Annotated in this window: 14 protein-coding genes; 6 read left to right on the forward strand and 8 right to left on the reverse strand. The window is 76.1% G+C overall.

Annotation, left to right across the window (positions count from 1 at the left end):
- Positions 1-134: 134 nt before the first annotated feature.
- The 4 genes from katG to ACZ56B_RS08950 form a co-directional block, all read right to left on the reverse strand.
- The gene (gene katG / locus ACZ56B_RS08935; protein WP_468787797.1) at positions 135-2,357 is read right to left on the reverse strand and encodes a catalase/peroxidase HPI; all 2,223 of its coding nucleotides are present in this window, start codon (positions 2,355-2,357) and stop codon (positions 135-137) included.
- Positions 2,358-2,763: 406 nt separating this feature from the next.
- The gene (locus ACZ56B_RS08940; protein ID WP_468787799.1) at positions 2,764-3,312 is read right to left on the reverse strand and encodes a DUF488 domain-containing protein; all 549 of its coding nucleotides are present in this window, start codon (positions 3,310-3,312) and stop codon (positions 2,764-2,766) included.
- 159 nt (positions 3,313-3,471) lie between these two features.
- Positions 3,472-4,353 (reverse strand): YegS/Rv2252/BmrU family lipid kinase, encoded by an 882-nt coding sequence (locus tag ACZ56B_RS08945; protein ID WP_468787801.1) that lies wholly within the window; start codon positions 4,351-4,353, stop codon positions 3,472-3,474.
- Between the two features lie 56 nt (positions 4,354-4,409).
- Positions 4,410-5,999, reverse strand: a complete 1,590-nt coding sequence (locus tag ACZ56B_RS08950; RefSeq protein WP_468787835.1) for an FAD-binding oxidoreductase — start codon at positions 5,997-5,999, stop codon at positions 4,410-4,412.
- Between the two features lie 88 nt (positions 6,000-6,087).
- Here ACZ56B_RS08950 and ACZ56B_RS08955 point away from each other — a divergent pair, with 88 nt between their 5' ends.
- Positions 6,088-6,687, forward strand: coding sequence for a TetR/AcrR family transcriptional regulator (locus ACZ56B_RS08955; RefSeq protein ID WP_468787803.1), 600 nt, complete (start codon positions 6,088-6,090; stop codon positions 6,685-6,687).
- On the forward strand, positions 6,684-8,294 hold the full coding sequence (locus tag ACZ56B_RS08960; RefSeq protein WP_468787805.1) for a glycerol-3-phosphate dehydrogenase/oxidase: 1,611 nt from the start codon (positions 6,684-6,686) through the stop codon (positions 8,292-8,294). The genes ACZ56B_RS08955 and ACZ56B_RS08960 overlap by 4 nt, the downstream gene beginning before the upstream one ends.
- A 393-nt stretch (positions 8,295-8,687) precedes the next feature.
- Here the strand turns inward: ACZ56B_RS08960 and ACZ56B_RS08965 are convergent, their stop codons facing one another.
- Positions 8,688-9,038 (reverse strand): hypothetical protein, encoded by a 351-nt coding sequence (locus tag ACZ56B_RS08965; protein WP_468787807.1) that lies wholly within the window; start codon positions 9,036-9,038, stop codon positions 8,688-8,690.
- Positions 9,039-9,208: 170 nt separating this feature from the next.
- Here ACZ56B_RS08965 and ACZ56B_RS08970 point away from each other — a divergent pair, with 170 nt between their 5' ends.
- Both ACZ56B_RS08970 and ACZ56B_RS08975 read left to right on the forward strand, forming a co-directional pair.
- A complete protein-coding gene (locus ACZ56B_RS08970) occupies positions 9,209-10,039 on the forward strand; it encodes a PP2C family protein-serine/threonine phosphatase (RefSeq protein ID WP_468787809.1) in 831 nt (276 codons plus the stop codon).
- 51 nt (positions 10,040-10,090) lie between these two features.
- Entirely contained in the window at positions 10,091-11,104 is a 1,014-nt protein-coding gene (locus tag ACZ56B_RS08975) for an MASE1 domain-containing protein (protein WP_468787811.1), read from the forward strand.
- A 68-nt stretch (positions 11,105-11,172) separates the two neighbouring features.
- On the opposite strand, the gene ACZ56B_RS08980 is transcribed toward ACZ56B_RS08975, so the two are convergent.
- Positions 11,173-12,042, reverse strand: a complete 870-nt coding sequence (locus ACZ56B_RS08980; RefSeq protein ID WP_468787813.1) for a hypothetical protein — start codon at positions 12,040-12,042, stop codon at positions 11,173-11,175.
- 194 nt (positions 12,043-12,236) lie between these two features.
- Here ACZ56B_RS08980 and ACZ56B_RS08985 point away from each other — a divergent pair, with 194 nt between their 5' ends.
- Positions 12,237-12,530, forward strand: coding sequence for a hypothetical protein (locus ACZ56B_RS08985; protein WP_468787815.1), 294 nt, complete (start codon positions 12,237-12,239; stop codon positions 12,528-12,530).
- An 80-nt stretch (positions 12,531-12,610) separates the two neighbouring features.
- Here ACZ56B_RS08985 and ACZ56B_RS08990 read toward each other — a convergent pair whose 3' ends face one another.
- On the reverse strand, positions 12,611-13,030 hold the full coding sequence (locus tag ACZ56B_RS08990; protein ID WP_468787817.1) for a hypothetical protein: 420 nt from the start codon (positions 13,028-13,030) through the stop codon (positions 12,611-12,613).
- Positions 13,031-13,330: 300 nt separating this feature from the next.
- Positions 13,331-13,876 (reverse strand): MarR family winged helix-turn-helix transcriptional regulator, encoded by a 546-nt coding sequence (locus ACZ56B_RS08995; RefSeq protein WP_468787819.1) that lies wholly within the window; start codon positions 13,874-13,876, stop codon positions 13,331-13,333.
- 425 nt (positions 13,877-14,301) lie between these two features.
- Here ACZ56B_RS08995 and ACZ56B_RS09000 point away from each other — a divergent pair, with 425 nt between their 5' ends.
- Positions 14,302-14,817, forward strand: coding sequence for a hypothetical protein (locus ACZ56B_RS09000; RefSeq protein WP_468787821.1), 516 nt, complete (start codon positions 14,302-14,304; stop codon positions 14,815-14,817).
- The last annotated feature ends 91 nt before the right edge of the window (positions 14,818-14,908 follow it).

Below are 14,908 nucleotides of genomic sequence, written 5' to 3' on the forward strand. Positions count from 1 at the left end.
AAAAAAAGGGAGAAAAAAACCAAAAAAAAAAGGTCTTTTTTTTCTCCCCCTCCTTCCCCAAAAGGCGGTTGGTTTTCCGGCCTGTCCCTGGGGGCCCCCCCCGGACGCCGTGTGGAGCGCTCGGAGCGAAGAGGTCAGACGAGGTCGAACCGGTCGAGGTTCATGACCTTGTCCCAGGCCTTGACGAAGTCCCGCACGAACTTCTCCCGCGCGTCGTCGCTCGCGTAGACCTCGGCGAGCGCGCGCAGTTCGGAGTTCGAGCCGAAGACGAGATCGGCCCGGGTGCCGGTCCACCTCACCTCGCCGGTGGCCGCGTCACGGCCCTCGAAGAGGGTCTGGTCGGCGGACGTCGCCCTCCAGGTCGTGCCCAGGTCGAGCAGGTTGACGAAGAAGTCGTTGGTCAGCACCCCGGGCGTCGAGGTGAGCACGCCGTGGGAGGACTGGCCGTGGTTCGCGCCCAGGACGCGCAGGCCGCCGACGAGGACCGTCATCTCGGGGGCGCTCAGGGTCAGCAGGTTCGCCCGGTCGAGCAGCAGGTACTCGGCCGGCAGCCGGTTGCCCTTGCCGAGGTAGTTGCGGAACCCGTCGGCGGTCGGCTCGAGCGCGGCGAACGACTCGGTGTCCGTGTGCTCCTCGGTCGCGTCCACCCGGCCCGGGACGAACGGCACCTCGACGTCGTGGCCGGCGTCCCTGGCCGCCTTCTCCACGGCGGCGCAGCCGCCGAGCACGATCAGGTCGGCCAGGGACACCCTCCTGGCGCCGGAGGCCGCGTGGAACTCCTGCCGGACGTCCTCGAGGGTGCGCAGCACCTGCGCCAGCCGGTCGGGGTCGTTGGCCTCCCAGCCGCGCTGCGGCTCCAGGCGGATGCGCGCGCCGTTGGCACCGCCGCGCTTGTCGCTGCCGCGGAAGGTGGAGGCCGACGCCCAGGCGGTGCCGACCAGTTGCGAGACGGTCAGGCCCGAGTCGAGGAGCCTGGCCTTGAGGGCGGCGATGTCGGCGGCGTCGACGGTCTCGCCCTCGGGCTCGGGCAGCGGGTCCTGCCACAGCAGGGTCTCCTGCGGGACCTCGGGGCCGAGGTACAGCGACTTCGGGCCCATGTCACGGTGGGTCAGCTTGAACCAGGCGCGGGCGAAGGCGTCCGCGAACTCCTCCGGGTGCTCGTAGAACCGGCGGGAGATCGGCTCGTAGACCGGGTCGAAGCGCAGCGACAGGTCGGTGGTGAGCATCGTCGGACGGTGCTTCCTCGCCGGGTCGTGCGCGTCCGGGATGATCTCCGGGGCGTCCTTGGCCACCCACTGCTGGGCCCCGGCCGGGCTCCGGGTGAGCTCGTACTCGTACTCGAAGAGGTTCTTGAAGAACCCGTTGCCCCACTGGGTCGGGGTGGTGGTCCAGGTGACCTCCAGGCCGGAGGTGATGGTGTCCGCGCCCCTGCCGGTGCCGTAGGTGCTCCTCCAGCCCAGGCCCTGCTCCTCCATCGGGGCGGCCTCGGGGTCGGGCCCGACGTGGTCCGCCGGGCCGGCGCCGTGGGTCTTGCCGAAGGTGTGGCCGCCGGCGATCAGGGCGACGGTCTCCTCGTCGTTCATCGCCATGCGGCGGAACGTCTCGCGGATGTCGCGGGCCGCGGCGATCGGGTCGGGGTTGCCGCCCGGGCCCTCGGGGTTGACGTAGATCAGGCCCATCTGGACCGCGCCGAGGGGGTTCTCCAGCTCGCGGTCGCCGCTGTAGCGCTCGTCGCCGAGCCAGGTGGTCTCGGGGCCCCAGTACACGTCCTCCTCGGGCTCCCAGACGTCCTCGCGGCCACCGGCGAAGCCGAAGGTCTCGAGGCCCATCGACTCCAGGGCGACGTTTCCGGCGAGGATCAGCAGGTCGGCCCAGGACAGGTTCCGGCCGTACTTCTTCTTCACCGGCCACAGCAGCCGGCGGGCCTTGTCGAGGTTGGCGTTGTCGGGCCAGCTGTTGAGCGGGGCGAAGCGCTGCTGGCCGGCCCCGGCGCCGCCGCGGCCGTCGCTGATGCGGTAGGTGCCCGCGCTGTGCCACGCCATGCGGACCATGAAGGGGCCGTAGTGGCCGAAGTCCGCGGGCCACCAGTCCTGCGAGGTCGTCAGCACCTCGGCGATGTCCCGCTTCACGGCCGGCAGGTCGAGGGCCCGGAACGCCTCGGCGTAGTCGAAGTCCTCGCCGAGCGGGTCGGCCGCGGGCGGGTTCTTGGCGAGGATCCTCAGGTTGAGCCGCTCCGGCCACCACTGGCGGTTCCCGCCGCCCTGGGTCGGATGGAGGGCGCGGCCGTGCGCGACCGGGCAGCCACCCGCCTCCTCCGCCTTGGGGTCGGTGACGATCGCGTCGTGGTTCTCGGTCATGGGGTTCCTTCCGGGCGGGAAAACGGCGCGCAGTTCCGTCACTGCGGGCGGGGGGACGGGCGGGGGCACCGGCCCCGGCGGACGGCCCCGGTCCCGCCGGTCACGGGGCCGTGGCCGCCGGGCGGGGCCGGACGGGGCGCGTCGCCGGGCGCGCGGCCGACGCCGGCGACGCGACCGCGGGACCGGCGCACGAGGTGGTCGCCCCGGCGGGCGGGGCCGAGCCGGGCGGCACGGGCGGCCGTCGCACGCGGGCCGGCACCCTGCGGTTCCTCGGCGGCGGGCGGGGGCCGGGACGCGGTCATGGTCAGAAACTAGCGTCCTGGACGCGAACAATTCCAGAGAACGAACGAGTCCAGCCTTGGGTCATGTCCGGTAACGGCGGGTGGCTCCCGAGTTGCACACCGGTCTACGACGGCGCCGCCGCGGCGGTGTCGTCGTAGACGAGCAGGCCGTCGTCCCGCAGGCGTGCCCCCGGCGTCGGGCCGTGCTCCGTGCGGCGTCCGTCGTGCATCAGGTGACACACCGTCACGCCGCGGGCCAGGACGGCGAAGTCGGCGACGAGACGCCGGTGGCAGCGCCACCACACCGCTTCGCTGCACATCACCGCGGTCCGCTCGCGCGCCGCCTGCGCCAGCAGGGCGTCCATCGCGGCGACGAACTCCGGGGTGCGGGTGTGGGCGGCGTAGCCGCGGAAGGACGCGTTGCGCCAGACCGTGTCGGGCGAGTCCGACGGCGCCCTGCGGAACCCGCCCAGGTCCCGTTCCCAGCGGTAGGCGACGCCCTCCTCGGGCAGCCACTCGGCCAGCCGCTGCCGTGCCACGTCGGGGTTGCGGCGGCTGCCCGGAGCGGTCCTGACGTCCACGACGGCGGCGATGCCGGCGGCGCGCAGCAGTCCGGCCAGCGCGCTCCGGTCCGCGGTTCCGTGGCCGAAGGTGAACAGCTCGGGCCGGGTCACTCGGGCACCTCCCGGTCGGCACGACGGCCTCGTTCTCGTACGGCGGACGGCAGCCGCCCTCCGGGTACCCGGGCGAAGTCCCCCGTCACCCCCGTGCCGGCCCGCCGGTTCCCCGGTGACGCCGGGCCCCCACCCCCTGGGGCGGGCGGCCGTCCCGGGTCAGCACAGCACGCGCAGCGCTCCGGGCAGGACCCTGGCCGTCACCGGGAGGACGGCCTCCACCTCGCCGTCGGCGCCGTAGGGGACGTCGCGGTCGGCCGCGATGCGGATCTCCCTGCCCCGTAGGACCCGCACCTCGGGCCGGTGCACGTGGCCGCCCGTCCTGAGCTCGTTCATCAGGGTGAAGAACAGGCGCCGGGGGGCCTCCCGGACCATCACCACGTCCAGCAGGCCGTCGTCCACCCGGGCGTCCGGCGCGATGAGCCGGCCGGACCCGTAGTAGCCGGAGTTGGCGGCGACCACCGTGTACCCGGCGTGCGGGTGCTCCTCGCCGTCGACGGTGACCCGGTAGCGGGCCGTCCGCCAGGCGGCGACGGCGCGCAGGCCGCCCGCGTAGTAGGAGGCGGAGCCGCGCAGCACCCTGGCCCGGTTGGCGTGGCGGTTGGCGAGCGCGTCCACGCCGGCGTACACGCTGCCGAGGACGACGGCGCGGTCGTGCACGGCCGACTCGACCTCGATGGTGTCGACGGGCCGGGGTTCGCCGTGCAGCAGGATCCGGGAGAGGGCGGCCGGGTCCGGGGGCAGCCCGAGCGCCCGGGCGAAGTCGTTGCCCCGGCCGGCCGGGACCAGCCCGAACACGGCACCGGTCCCGCAGAGGGCGCCGCCGACGCACCCGGCGATGCCGTCCCCGCCGACGGCGAGGACCACCCGTCCCCGTTCCCCGGCGGCGCGGGCCACCTCCCGCGCGTGGTCCAGGCCGCGGCTGTACTCGGTCCGCAGGTCGGCCCCCGCCTCCCTCAGCAGCCGCGCGAGGGCGAGGAACGCGGCGGCGCCGCCGGCCCCGCCCGCGCTGGGGTTGACGACGGCGGTGAACTGTCGCATCGGGTGCCTCCGGGCGCCGACGGGATGGGGACGGAAGGGATGTGCCGGGGTGCGGTTCAGTCGGCGGGCAGGAGCACCCCGGGGTTGAGCACGCCGTCCGGGTCCAGTCGCCGCTTCACGGCGCGCAGGGCGTCCGCGCCCAGGGGGCCCGCCTCGCGGAGGTACCAGTCCCGGTGGTCGGTGCCGACGCCGTGGTGGTGGCTGATGGTGCCGCCGGCGGCGAGGATCGCCTCGTTGGCGGCGTGCTTGGCGCGCGTCCAGTGCGCCACGGGGTCCTCGCCCTGCGCCGAGACCACGGTGAAGTACAGCGAGGCGCCGTTCTCATAGACGTGGGAGACGTGGCACATCACCAGGGGCGGGGTGCCGGCCCCGGTGAGCGTCCGGGTCAGGGCGTCGCGGACGGCGGCGTACAGCTCGGGCACGCGGGACCAGAACGTCGCCGTCTCGAGCGTCTCCACCAGCGCCCCGACGTCGAGGAGCGCGTCGCGCAGGTACGGCGCCGCGTAGCGGCCGTCGGCCCAGCGCCGCCCCGGTTCCTCGCCCAGGGGCGTGCCGCCGCACGCGCGCAGGACGGCCGCGGCGCCCTCTCGGCGGTACGCGGTGTCCTCCTCGGTGCCCTCGTGGCCGACGACGGCCAGGCAGCCGGCCGAGGGCTCCCGCGGGCCGGAGCCGATCGCGTCGGGCCGGGCGAGGCCGACCAGCGTCTCGGTCTCGTCGGACAGGCGCAGCACCGTCGGGCGCGGGCCGTCCTGGGCGAGCCGGCGCAGTGCGGCCGTCCCCTCCTCGAAGGAGCCGAAGCGCCAGCCCTCGTAGCGGCGCACGGGCGGGACGGGGCGGATCCGCACCGTCACCGCCGTGATGACGCCGAAGGCCCCTTCGGACCCCAGGACCAGCTGGCGCAGGTCGGGGCCGGCGGCCGAGCGCGGGGCGCGGCCGGTGTCCAGGGTGCCCCGCGGCGTGGCGAGGGTGAGGCCGAGCACCATCTCGTCGAAGCGGCCGTAGCCGGCGGACGCCTGGCCGCTGGAGCGGGTGGCGGCGAAGCCCCCGATGGTGGCCCACTCGTAGGACTGGGGGAAGTGGCCGAGCGTGAACCCGTGCTCGCCCAGCAGTTCCTCGGCCCGCGGGGCGCGCAGACCGGGCTGCAGGGTGGCGGTGCGGGAGACCGGGTCGAGGGCGAGCAGGCCGTCCATGCGCCGCAGGTCCAGGGCGACGAACGGGCCGCGCCGCTCGGGGGCGAGTCCGCCGACGACGGAGGTGCCGCCGCCGAACGGCACCACGGCCAGGCCGTGTCCGGCGCAGGCGCCGAGGACGGCGAGCACCTCGTCGTGGCCGGCCGGGAACACGACGGCCGCCGGGACGTCGCCGACGTCTCCCGCACGGATGCGCAGCAGGTCGGGGGTGGACTTGCCGCGCGTGTGCCGGATCCGCGTCTCCGGATCGGTGCGCACGTGCTCCTCGCCGCCGACGGCGGCCGCCAGGGCGCGGCGGGCGGCCGGGTCCCACCCCGGTTCCGAGACGGTCACGTCCTCCAGGGCGACCGGTCCGCGCCCGCGCGGCTCGACGCCGAGCAGATCGCGCAGCAGCCCGATCACCGTGCCGGGCAGCGGCGCCGCCGCGGCCGGGTCCCCCCAGCCGCTCCACAGCATGTCCCTGGCTTCCATGGTCGCCGTCCTTCGCCGGTCGGAATGGGCGCTGCCGTCGCCGACGGCCTCACCGGGCGTTACACTGTGACACATGACGCCTATCCGTCACAACCGTTCGGACAACGACGCGGTGCTCGACGCGGTCCGCGACTGCGTCCTGGCCGTCGGGGTCCGCCGCACCACGCTGACCGACGTGGCCCGCCGCGCGGGGGTCTCCCGGATGACGCTGTACCGGCGGTGGCCCGACGTGCGGTCACTGGTCGGCGACCTGATGACCCGGGAGTGGATCGAGGTGGCCACCGGGGCCATGCCCGAGCCCCGGCCGCAGGCGCCCCGGCGCGGCCTGCTCGTCGACGGGCTGGTGGCGGCGGTGCGCGCCTTCGGCGAGCATCCGCTCTTCCGCAAGATCCTCGAAGTCGACCCCGAACTGCTCCTCCCCTACGTGCTGGACCGGCGCGGCGCGAGCCAGGACGCCCTCCTGCGGCTGCTGGCCGACGCCCTGCGCGAGGGGCACGCGGACGGCTCGGTGCGCGCCGGGCACGCCGAGCGGCAGGCCCGGTCCGTGCTGCTGACCGCCCAGTCCTTCACCCTGTCGCTGCGGACCATGACCGACGAGGACGACCCCGAACTCACCGCCGAGGCCTTCCTCACGGAGCTGCGGCACATCCTGGAGAGGACCCTCGCCCCGTGAACTCCCCCAGCGGCCCGCCCCCGGGCTCCTCCCTGTCCGCCGGCCGGCGCACCCGCGAGCTGGGGGAGACCGTGGACGGCCCGGCCGTCGACGTCCTGGTCGTCGGGCTCGGCGCCACCGGGGCCGGAGCCGCCCTGGACGCCGCGTCACGCGGCCTGAGCGTGGCCGCCGTCGACGCCCACGACCTGGCCTTCGGCACCTCCCGCTTCAGCAGCAAGCTCGTCCACGGCGGGCTGCGCTACCTCGCCTCCGCCCAGTTCGACGTCGCCCACGAGAGCGCCGTGGAGCGCGGGGTGCTGATGGAGCGCACCGCGCCGCACCTGGTGCGCGCCCAGCCGTTCGTGCTGCCCCTGACCCCGCTGGTCTCCCGCGGCCAGGCCGCGCTGGCCCGGGCCGGCTTCCGGGCCGGCGACGCCCTGCGCCTGGCCGCCCGCACCGCCCGGGCCACGCTGCCGCCGCCGCGCCGGCTCTCCGCGGTGGAGACCCGCCACCTCGCCCCCGCCCTGCGGGGCGACGGCCTGCGCGGCGGACTGCTGTCCTGGGACGGCCGGCTCACCGACGACGCCCGCCTGGTGACCGCCCTCGCCCGCACGGCCGCCGCGCACGGCGCCCGGATCCTGACCCGGACCCGGGCCCTGGAGCTGACCTCCGCGGGGGCCCTGGTCCGCGACGAACTCACCGGGCAGGAGGGCCGGATCCGCGCCCGCGCGGTGATCAACGCCTCCGGCGTCTGGGCGGGCGGGCTCGTCGACGGCATCCGCGTCCGGCCCTCCCGCGGCACCCACCTCGTCCTGCGTCCCGACTGCCTCGGCCCCCTGCCGGCGGGCCTGCACGTCCCGGTCCCCGGGGAGCACGACCGCTTCGTGCTCGTCCTGCCCCAGGACGACGGCCGGGTCTACGTCGGGCTCACCGACGAGCCCGTGGACGGCGACGTCCCCGACGTGCCCGAGGCACCCGAGTCGGACATCGGCTTCCTCCTCGACGTCCTCGGCTCCGTCCTGGACGTCCCGGTCCACCGCGAGGCCGTCGCCGGGGCGTTCGCCGGACTGCGGCCGCTGCTGGACACCGGCGCCGCTCCCGGCACGGCGCCGGCGACGAGGACCGCCGACCTCTCGCGGCGGCACGCCGTGCTCGTCTCCTGCGAAGGGGTCGTCACCGTCGTCGGCGGCAAGCTCACCACCTACCGGCGCATGGCCCAGGACGCCGTCGACACCGCCGTCCGCGTCCGCCGCCTGCCGGCCGGCCCGTCCGTCACCGCCTCCCTGCCGCTGGTGGGCGCCGCGGCGCCGCACGTCCTCGCCGCCCTGCCCGCTCCGCGCCGCCTGGTGCGGCTCCACGGCACCGAGGCACCGGCCGTCCACGCCCTCGGCGCGCGGGACCCCCGGCTCCGCGAGCCGGTCCTGCCCTCGTATCCCGTCACCGGCGCCGAACTGCTCTGGGCGCTGCGCCACGAGGGGGCGCTCGACGAGGACGACCTCCTCGACCGCCGCACCCGCATCGGGCTGGTGCCCGCCGACCGCGCGGCGGCCCTGGACGCGGTGCGCGACGTGCTGGGTGCCGCCGCCGCGGGGCGGCACCGGCACCGGGGCGCACCGCCCCCGCCGTGACGCCCGGTTCCCGTCCCGCGGACGGGCCGGGGCCGGGCGTCACCCGTCGTCGCCCCCCGGAGGGCCGCCTCCGGGTCCGGTGCGGGACGTGCCTCACGCCCCGGCGGCGGGCCCGTCCGTGCGCGTCCCTCCGAGGAGAGGGGCGAGGCAGGCGGGGAGGAGGGACCGACGCGGTCCGTCCGACGACGTGCGCGGTGATCCGGGCACCGAAGGCCTCCGTCCAAGAGGTGGGACACCGTTGTCACTCCTGGTTCCGGGGCGTCCCTTCCCCCGGCCGGCGCCTCGACCCCCTCCGTCCCCGCGGCGGACGGTCCTCCGGGCCGCCCGCCGCACGGGGCGCGGGGCGCGGGGCGCGGGGCGCGGGGCCCGCCGCACGGGGCGCGGGGCGCGGGGCTACCGCCCCGCTTCGGTCTCGTAGTGCAGGGAGATGGAGCGCAGGACGTCGGCGGACGTCACATCGGTCCGGCCCTCGTCGTGGACCTCGGCGAGCTGCACGAAGGCGAGGGTCAGGGCGGAGGCGATCTGCACGATGGCGGGTCCCAGCTTCTCGGTGACGAGGGCCGCCACCTCGCGGGCGCTCGCGTCGGCCGGCACCTGGACCTGCGGCAGCATCTCCTCCAGGAACTTGGCGATCGCCTCGTTCCCCGTCATGTCCGCCTCCGGGTCCTCCCGGAGTCGCCGCCGCATCTCGAGGGCCTCGGTGAGGATGCCGACGACCCGCTGCATGATCTCGCGCTGCTCCATGGGGACAGACTAGGGGGCGGCGCGGGCCGGGACCCGGTCGGCGGCCGGCCCGCGCGGACGAGTGGCCCGGCCGCTCTCCTTCCGGCTATCCTCCCCCTACCTGCACAGATGGGAATTCCGCTCCGCGGGTGTCCTTCGCTCGTGGGTCCCCTCGCCCGAGTGGGTGATCCATGTCCCGTACCGGCTCCACGGACGACGGCGACGACCTGCTGGACAGGCTCCGGACGCTGACGGCGCAGGCGCGCGCGCTGGCGGAGGCGCAGCGCTCCCGGGTCGAACTGGCCATCGCCCTGCAGCGCGGCATGCTGCCCAGGGGGCTACCGGCCGGTGAGGGGGTGCGGCTGGCCGTGCGGTACGCGCCCGCGTACCAGGGGCTCAACGTGGGCGGTGACTGGTACGACGCGTTCACGATGCCCGACGGCCGCATCGGTCTGTCCATCGGGGACGTCCAGGGGCACAACATCGAGGCGGCCGCCTTCATGGGGCAGGTGCGGGTCGGGCTGCGGGCCCTCGCCTCCGTCGACAGCGACCCGGGGGAGCTCCTCGCCCGGACCAACGACCTGCTGCTGTCCATGAACTCGGACCTGTTCGCCACCTGCACCTTCATGCGGCTCGACCCGTCCACCCGGGTGCTGGAGAGCGCACGGGCCGGGCACCTGCCGTGCGTGTGGGCCACCGCGGACGGCAGGTCCGGGGTCACGCAGGACGCGGGAGGGCCTCCGCTCGGCGTCCTGGCGGGAGCGGCCTACCCCGTCACCCGGTACCGGCTCGGCACGGGCGGCGTGTTCGTGCTGCTCACCGACGGCGTGGTGGAGGGACCGTCCATGCGGCTCGACGAGGGGCTGGACCGGGTGGTGCGGCTCGCGGGCGTCGCGGCGGTCGCGAGGATGGACGCGGACGCGCTCGCCGCCTCCGTGATCAAGGGCGCGGAGCAGGTGGGGCACGACGACGACGCGGCCGTCCTGGTGATCGGGCACAGCGGACCGGACACTCAGCCATAGGGCCGCAGGCCCACGCCTCCGCCTCGCCGACGCACGGCCCCCTGGTGTCTGATGGCCTGTGTGGTGGCTAGCCAGGATCCGCGCGCACCGGCCGTCCTCGTGTTCGAGACGCTGGCGGTCGCCGCCTGCTACTACGCGGCCGGGCGACTGGGGCTGATGCTGAACCTGGTCGTCGACGGCTCGGTGGTCAGCCCCTTCTGGCCGCCCACCGGAGTGGCGGTCGCCTGCCTGCTGCGCCTCGGGCTGCGCTGCTGGGCGGGCATCGCGCTCGGCTCCCTGTTCGTCCTCCTGTCGCTCGACGCCTCCCCGCAGTGGTCCACCCTGGGCCTCCTCGCGGGCAGCACCGCCGCACCGGTGTGCGGGTACCTCTTGCTGCGCAGGGTCGGCTTCCGCAACGACCTGGCCCGTCTGCGGGACGGTCTCGCCCTGGTGTTCCTCGGCGCCCTGGGCGCCATGCTGATCAGTTCCTCCGTCGCCACCGGCCTCCTCGTGGCCACGGGCGACCTGCCGGCCCGCGACTTCTGGACGGTGTGGCTGATCTGGTGGGTGGGCGACGCCATGGGCGTCCTGATCGTCACCCCGGTGCTGCTCCTGGTCCGCCGCGTACACCTCGCGGCGCGCTGGCCGCGGCTGCTGGAGGCGGCGGGTCTGGCGGTCGCCGCGGGCTGTGTCGTGCCGCTGGCCACCCACCACCACACAGGTCTGCTGTTCCTGGTCTATCCGCTGCTGATCTGGGCGGCCCTGCGGTTCCAGCTCACCGGCAGCGCGCTGTGCGCCCTGGTCGCCTCCGTCCTGGCCACCGTCGCGGCGATCCGCCACATCGGGTCGTTCGGGCGGCTGACCGAGACGGAGATCATGGTCAAGCTTCAGCTCTTCAACGGGACGATGGCCCTGACCGCCCTGCTGCTGTCCGCGGTGATCACCGAGCAGCGCAACACCAGGCGGTCCGTGGAGAGCGCCTGCCAGGAACTGGCCGAGGTGCTGGAGCACCTGACCGCCGGGGACGCCGCGTCCGGCCGGGCCCAGCCGGACCAGGAGGCACGGCGCCGGACCGGGGACGGATGAGCGCCCGGCCGCCGCGCGGCGGGGTCCCGCGGCGGCCGGGCCCCGGCTCCGTCCGCCGGGCCGCGGCGTCACCGGCGCAGTGAGCGGGCGTCACCCATGACGATCACCGGGTGCAGGTCGGGGTCGAGTGCGCGCAGGAGTTCCCTCATGTGCCGCTCGTAGAGACTCACGCACCCCTGGGTGGGGCCCTCGTGGTCGACGTGCAGCCAGATGCCGCCGCCCTTGTCGGCGCCGAGCGGACGGGTCCGGTCCAGGGGGGAGGTGCCCGGCTCGCGGTTGTAGTCGATGGCGATGACGTAGTCGAAGGACCCGGCCAGCGGCTCGCCCTCGAAGCCCGTGCCGCCGACGGTGAAGGCGTCCGACCGGTCGTACGGCAGCGCGGTCCCGGGATCGGGCAGCAGTCCCCCGGCGTCGCTGAGGGTGAACACCCCGATGGGCGAGCGGAGATCGCCCGCGCGGTGATCGTCGGTCCAGCCCCTGAGGGCGTTGCGCGCGGGCCAGACCGCGCCCGCCTCCCATCCGGAGGCGGTGCGCCGGTACAGCACGGCCTCGGAGCGGTTGGCGTCCTTCCCCGGGCCGGTGACGACCAGGACCTGGCCGGTGTCCTCGGGAATCCGTGCCAGCGTCCGGGGGCCGAGGCCGGGGAGGCCGGCGGGCGCCGTCGTCTCCGCCTCGGCACCGGTTCCGCCCTGCGCCGTGCTCGCGACGCCGGGCGGGCCGCCCGCCGACAGGGTGGCCCGCGAGGTGTCGCGCGCCGGGATGTCACGCGCCGTGCCGCCGGTGGGCACCCCGCATCCGGTGAGGGTCACCAGGACGGCCAGGAGGACGGCCGGAAGCGGCAGTCGGCCGCACGCCCGGACGAGGACAGCGGTCTGCCGGTCGCCCCGGGACGGAGCGCGGTGACGCGCGCGGGAGGGGCAGTCGATCGATGAGGCCATGGTCTCAGCGTGACTTCGACTTCCGGGGGCGGCACTGCCAGGGTCCCCAAGAGCGGGCCACGGCGCCCGTCCGTGTGACGGACCGTACCCCGAGTGGAGTACGGACCCTTCGGGGAGCGGCGCGGCCGTACCACGGCCGGCCACCGGGCAACCGGGAGGAGAACCAAGAGAAACAAGAGAAAAGGGGCACCGCCATGTCCGAGAGCGCGAGCGCCGTCACGGATCCCACCTCGCCGTACACCGCCCAGGTGGCGAGCGACCTGGAACGCAACGTCAAGGAGCGGGAACGCGTCGCCGCGGAGATCGCCGCCTCGCTCGGCCGTGCCCGTCCCGAACGCGTCGTCAAGACGGCGGTCGTCCGCACCACGCTCGAGGGGCTCGTCGCCCGCGACCAGGCCCAGCGCACCAAGCAGGGCACGTCGGTCTTCCACACCGCCCCCGACGGCGCCGGGCGGTCCGCCGGGGGCGGGAAGGACGCCCGGTCCTGACGCCTCCTCACGACCGGGCCGCACGGCGGGACGGGAACGCTCGGGAGCCGTCGGCCGTCACCGTCTCGCGGCCGCCGCGGTCACGGTCGTCCGACCGCCGTTCCCGGACGCTGGATCCGCATGCCGGGGCGGCGGCGGTGGACCGTGAGGTAGGTCAGGCCCCCGGCGCCGGCCGCGAGACCGCGGGTGGAGCCGTGCGGGAGCCAGACCAGGGCGCCGGCGAGGAGGGTGCGGGTGCCGTCGGGGGCGGTCAGGGTGCCGTCGCCGGCGAGCACGAGCAGGAGGACGTCGAGGTCGGGCTCGCGGTGGGTGTCGACCCGGTGTCCGGGCGGGATGCGCACGACGTTGGCGTCGAGTTGCCGGCCGGACTCGGCGAGCCGCCACAGGGCGCCGGCCGGCGCGTCGTCGAGGGCCGCCAGCGAGGCCGTGTCGCACAGGATCCGCGGGAGCGGGACGTCCTCACCGGGTGCGCCGGGGGCCTCGCTGCCGTCTGCCGTCATGCCGGTGTCACCGTCCCGTGTGCCCGGCCGCGCCTGCTGTCCGCGGCCGCCTTCCGCAGGGGAACCTAGCACGCCGTCCCGGGCGGGTCCGCGCGCCGGTCCATGAGGACGCGGAGGGTCCCGCGGAGCGCTCCCGCCCCCGTCCCCGGAGCCGGTGGCCGCGGGCCGTCGAGGAGGTGACGGCCCGTCGGGCCGGAGGGGGACGCGTCCGGGCCGCCGGTGGGCGGGGCGCCCGGACTGCGGGAGTCCCGAGGACGGGGCGCACGGACGAGGCGCGCCGCCGCCCGGGCGGAACCCCGGTCACCGTCCCCGGGCCCCGTGCGCCCCGGCGCCCTCCGCCGCCCAGCCCAGGGGGTACGCCTGCCCATCGCCGGACCCGGCGGCGGGCTGCTCCCCGCCCGCCTCGTTGAAGGCGGTGAGCGCCTCGACCAGCGCGGCCCGCTGCTCCGGTGCCAGCCGCTCGACGATCGCGGTGATCTCGGCGCGGCGCCGCGCGGTGACGTCCTCGACGGTGCGCCGTCCCTCCTCGGTGACCCGCAGCAGCGTCTCCCGGCGGTTGGCGGGGTTGGCCTGCCGGTCGGCGAGCCCGGCCGCGATCAGCCGGTCGACCATGCGCATGGCGGTGGACGGGGCCACCCGGAGCAGGTCGGCGAGGGTCACCAGCTTGGTCGCCCCGCGGGTGGAGAGCACCACCAGCATCCGGAACTGCGGCAGCGTCACCCGGTCCTCGACGGCGGCCAGCGACCGCGCCGAGACCGCCACCAGCAGCCGCGAGGCGGTCAGGACCGCCCGGGCGACCGCGTCGACGTCGTCCATGGCCCCGGCGGGGGTCTCGCGCTCCGGCATGCGTCCTTTGTACCTCGCCGGGGATCCGCGCCCGCTCACCCGGTGGGCGCGCGCTCCCGGTCCCCGTGCCGGCGGTGGCGCGGCGGGAGCACCGCGGCAGGGCGGTCCGGCGGCAGCGCGTACGACGGTGGTCCGGGGAGGTGCGCGCTGGCGTCGCGGCGCACGGGCGCCGGGGCCGGGCAGCCGCGGGCGAGGAGGGAGCCTCCCGGTCGGCGCGGGCCATTGCGAGGCCGTGGTGACGGACCGTCCGTCCTCCGGCTCCCGGGCCGCGCCGCGTCCGGCCCGGGAGCCGGGCCCGGGCGGGGCCGGCTCGTCGCGGGCGGCCTCCCGGAAGGCGCCGGAGGGCGCTCCGGTCCCCTGTTCCGGCGTTTTCACGCTGTGCGATGATCCTGGCGGGACCCGGGGCAGGAGAGGAACGAACGGACGTGACCGCGCAGAGGCCGGACGACGGCGCAACACCGGAGGACCGGGGCGACGTGCCCTTCCTGCCGGAGGACGTCTGGCAGCGGTTCCTCACGGACGACGAGCACGCCATCCGGGCCTCCGCGCCCAGGGAACCCTCCGCGCGGCAGCGGGCGTCGGGGCAGCGGCCGCAGCCGCCGCGCACCGGCGGGAGCCCGCGGGAGCGGTACGACGCGGCGGACGCGGTCGGTGAACTGTGGACCCCGGACGATCCGTGGGAGGGCCCGTCCTGGCGGGACCTGGACGGGCGCACCAGGCTGCGCCGCGTCGGCCGCGCGGTGGGCACGGCCGCCGCGATCGCCGCGGCCCTGGCCGCCTGGTCCCTGCTGTCCACCGGCGCGGGCACACCGGCCGGGGGCCCCGGCGACACCGTCCTGCGGCAGTCCGAGAACGTTCCCGCGCAGCTGCCCGCGACGACGTCCCTGCCGGCCGGCCCGGTCTCCCCCTCCCCCACCGCCTCCGTGGTCCGCTCCGGCTGACGCGCCGTCGGGGGGGGGGGGGGGGGGGGGGGGGGAGGGGGGGGGGGGGGGGGGGGGGGGGGGGGGGGTGGAGGGCGGCGAGGAGAAGAAA

It is taken from the genome of Streptomyces sp. NPDC034670 (assembly GCF_055574875.1).